Origin of the sequence: Ferrovum myxofaciens (genome assembly GCF_000735045.1) — a bacterium.
Classification (GTDB): Bacteria; Pseudomonadota; Gammaproteobacteria; order Burkholderiales; family Ferrovaceae; genus Ferrovum; species Ferrovum myxofaciens.
The window spans coordinates 1-835 of the sequence record NZ_JPOQ01000281.1 but is presented as its reverse complement, the minus strand read 5'-3'; the positions used below and the strand labels follow the sequence as shown (position 1 = coordinate 835).

Annotated in this window: 1 protein-coding gene; it reads right to left on the bottom strand. The window is 49.7% G+C overall.

What is annotated here, in order from left to right:
• Nucleotides 1–603 (bottom strand): hypothetical protein (locus tag IV91_RS16145; RefSeq protein ID WP_035418359.1); only part of this gene is annotated, 603 nt, incomplete at its 3' end.
• Between the last annotated feature and the right edge of the window lie 232 nt (nucleotides 604–835).

Genomic DNA, 835 nt, shown 5'->3' with positions numbered 1-835 from the left:
AATATTGCAGTCCACCTGGTCATTCATGCCGGGGTCTTCCTGCGGAACCCCCGCCAAAATGATAAACACCGAGTTGCTGTTACCGCCAACGCTGTGAATTTTGCCGCGAATTTGTAGGGTTTTGCCGTTGTACTGTTGATTGAATGCGAAGCTGTTTGCCATGTATTTTTTGGTTACTGTGACGGCAGACATTGTTACCGCAGCGGTATCTGCGGCTTCAGCAGGTTTTTCAGGCAGAATTCCAGACGCTTTCAGCTGTTTGATAAGGGCAGTGTTTGCCGATGCATTCACGCTCAGAAGCGTGAGAGCGTTTTGAGCACTTGTGATGGTTTCCGGCGTATCCATGCCGGCTCGATGCAACGCGATCGCTGATTCAGCCAGGTTTTGGCCTGCAATCTGTTCGGCAAGATCCATCGGAAGCTTTTGCCTCTTTACCGAGCAAACCGCAATTTCTTGCGCATTTATTTTGGCGTCTGTTCCACCGCCCGCAAAATCTCCACCCTTGATTTTTGCCAGCGCGGCTTGCTCATTCTGCTTGAAGAACTCTGGCGAGCACATTGAGGTAAGCGACAGGCTAACCGAACTGTCGGCCAGTGTTCGCAAAATATCATCAGCGGACGAAGTTGGCGCCGTCGTCTGCGGATCGGTTGAGGTTTGCGTTGATGCTGTTTGCTGTGGCTTACCGATATTCGATATGGACGTGAAAATATTTTGGCTCTATGTGATTTGTAGTGGGTGGTGCGATAATTCCGTCATGAATAGTACAACTTTATTTAGCATGGCGCTTGGCCTGCAATCGCCTTGGCAAGTGGACGATATTTCGTTTTCTGCCGAT